This is a genomic window from Austwickia sp. TVS 96-490-7B (assembly GCF_019331795.1).
Lineage (GTDB): Bacteria > Actinomycetota > Actinomycetes > Actinomycetales > Dermatophilaceae > Austwickia.
Genome location: NZ_JAHPZL010000027.1, coordinates 1 through 2,773, shown reverse-complemented (window position 1 = coordinate 2,773; position 2,773 = coordinate 1). Strand labels below are relative to the sequence as shown.

At 65.3% G+C, this 2,773-nt stretch carries 1 protein-coding gene; it reads right to left on the bottom strand.

What is annotated here, in order from left to right; translation table 11 throughout:
- Positions 1-393 precede the first annotated feature (393 nt).
- Positions 394-2,247, bottom strand: a complete 1,854-nt coding sequence (locus tag KEM60_RS15320; protein ID WP_219108825.1) for a thioredoxin domain-containing protein — start codon at positions 2,245-2,247, stop codon at positions 394-396.
- Positions 2,248-2,773: the final 526 nt, after the last annotated feature.

The following is a 2,773-nucleotide window of genomic DNA, read 5'->3' as shown; positions in this document are numbered from 1 at the left end:
ACCCCACCCCATGAAAATCCACCAACGCCAACGGACCATGCACCCCACACACCCCCACCAACCGATCCTCCACCCACCGCCCAAACCCACGCTCCAACTCAGCAATCAAGGCAGGGGTCAGGACGGGGGCATCAACGGAACGGTCAGACATGGCTTTCTCCTCACAAGGATGACGGCGTCACTCAATCTGGTGCCGGAGGACCGGCACGGAATACACGGGAAGGCCCACCGCAGGTGGACCGACTCTCCACGCATGTTTTCCCCAGCCGGGGGCAGGGACGAGCCTCTTCACGGCGAGGACGTCACCTACCCCCGGTCAGGGTGAGCGGGTCGGGTGTGCGGCGCCGTGACACCACACACCCGACCCTCTCGGTCACTCAGGGGATGCGTACCTCAGTTGGTGGGGTACTTGGTGCTGAGCATCTTGTCGACCCAGCTCTGCATCTCTTCCTTGGTGGCTTGGCCGCGCAGCGAGGGGATCTCCTGCTGGACCTTGCCGTTGTAGAGGACAACCATGGTCGGGGCGTTGCCGAAGACCTTGGCGCCTTCCTTGATCAGCCGGGAGCGCAGCGCCCAGTCGTCGTACCGGATGTCAGCGAGGGTCCACTTGCCACCGCTGGCCTTGGCGAGCTCAGCCGCCATTTCACCCTGACGCTTGGACGCCTTGGAGTAGTCGTCGATGTGCAGTCGCAGCGCCACCGGGTGACGCTTCGACATCGCGACGACCTCTTTCCAGGTCGCTTCGTCGGAGACCTTGACCATCGACGGGTCGGTCGCCGGCTTGCCGCCCTTGGCGACCTCGTCGATCCACTTGCTGACGACGTCCTTCTCACCGTCATAACCGGTACGGCGCGCAGTTTCCTTGCCGTCCACGATGGAGATCAGGGTCGGGAACCACGGCTTGCCGTACTTCTCCCACAGCTTCGGGTACTTGGTGCCGTCGAGGCGTCCCACGAGGAACGCGCCGTTGCCTTCCTTGACCTTGGCTTCGAGGACGGGGTGCAGCTGCTCACACGGCTGGCATCCGTCCTTGGAGAAGTCCAGGATCACCGGGGTCTGCTTGGACCGAGCCATCAGCTCGTCGTAGTTCTTGTCCGTGACTTCGATGATCTTGGTGTCGCCAGGCTTGACCGGACCACCGGGCTTGCCGGGCTTGCCAGGCTTACCGGGCTTGCCCGACGGGTCGTCGGGGATGGTCGGCAGACCCGGGCCGGGGTCGCCAGGCTTGACCGGGTTACCAGGCTTGCCGGGCTCACCGGGCTTGCCGGGGTCGGCCGGGTCGAGCGGCAGGCCAGGCTTGCCGGGCTGTCCAGGACGCTGTCCGGGGTTCCCCGGGTCGCCAGGCTGTCCGGGACGACCAGGGTCACCCGGGCGACCGGGCTGTCCGGGACGGCCAGGGTCACCAGGCTGTCCGGGACGACCAGGCTGGCCAGGCTGTCCGGGGTCGGCCGGGTCGAGCGGCAGGCCAGGCTTGCCGGGCTGTCCGGGGTTCCCCGGCTGTCCGGGCTGTCCCGGGCGACCAGGCTGTCCGGGCTGACCCGGCTGGCCAGGCTGTCCCGGGCGACCAGGCTGTCCGGGGCGACCAGGCTGGCCAGGCTGTCCGGGGTCGGCCGGGTCGAGCGGCAGACCGGGACGACCAGGCTGACCGGGGTTCCCCGGCTGACCTGGCTGTCCGGGCTGTCCGGGCTGTCCCGGGCGACCAGGCTGACCCGGGCGACCAGGCTGGCCAGGCTGCCCCGGCTGGCCGGGAGGAGCGGAGTCGATCGGCCCGAAGCCGCTGACCACCTTGTCGATGTACGAACGCAGGCCTGCCTCGCCCGGGAAGCCGGACTGGTGTCCTGCGGCGTCTTCCTTGCCCTTCGTGAAGGGCACGATCGTCGGGTAGCCGCGGACGCGGAACGCGTTCTTCGCGTCAGAACGGTCAGCGTCGATCACGGCCAAGACCCACTTGCCGTTGGACTGCTGGGCCATCTGACGGATGACCGGGTCCATGACCTTGCACGCACCGCACCAGGCTGGTGCGGTCACCAGGAAGAACACTGGGCGCTTGGTGCTCTCCTGCTTGAGCTGCTGGAGGTTGGCCATCGTCACATCGACGATGGCTCCGCCTGCCTGAGGCTCGTTGGCCGGAACGGCCGTGGGTGCCTGGGGGCCAGCAGCGAATGCCGTCCCGCCTGCCCCAGCTCCTGTGAGCATGATGAAGCCTGCGGTCACCAGGCCAACTGATCGTCGTGATATCGAGCTCATGCCATCTTTTCCTTTCGATGTGCGGTCGACCCCCGAGTCTGGAATGCCCAGTGGTCCCCCAGCGATCGGAAATTGCAGATCACCGTGATGACGCCTTTTATTTATTGACGTCCCTACTTCGATTTCCTTGAGTCGATGCAGCCTTTCTTCCTGCCGGCTTCGCGGTCCTGCATCGACCTCAGAACTGCCATGCCCCGATTTCAGAGCAGACATCGTGGCGTTCGGATTGCCAAGGCTGTCGATCGTCATGATCTGGAACCTTTCATCCCGGACACCGTCACCGTGGCGTCCATGTCTGGACACCCTGTCCATGAGCAGATCGTCATCGTCAGAACCTGTGGTTCCCGATCCAGTCATGGCACATCACCTGGGGTTATTTCTCCGTGATACTCACAACTCACGGATGTTGGCGCCGCGGGCCAGGCCACACCGTCCCGCCAGGACATACACCCCGAACGCCACCACCAGGGAAGTCAACGAAGGAATATTCCATCCCCACAAAAACTCCGGATACTCCATCGAGATC

Coding starts and splice junctions, on each gene's coding strand:
- KEM60_RS15320 (WP_219108825.1), bottom strand. CDS start 2,247: ATGAGCTCGATATCACGACGATCAGTTGGCCTGGTGACCGCAGGCTTC.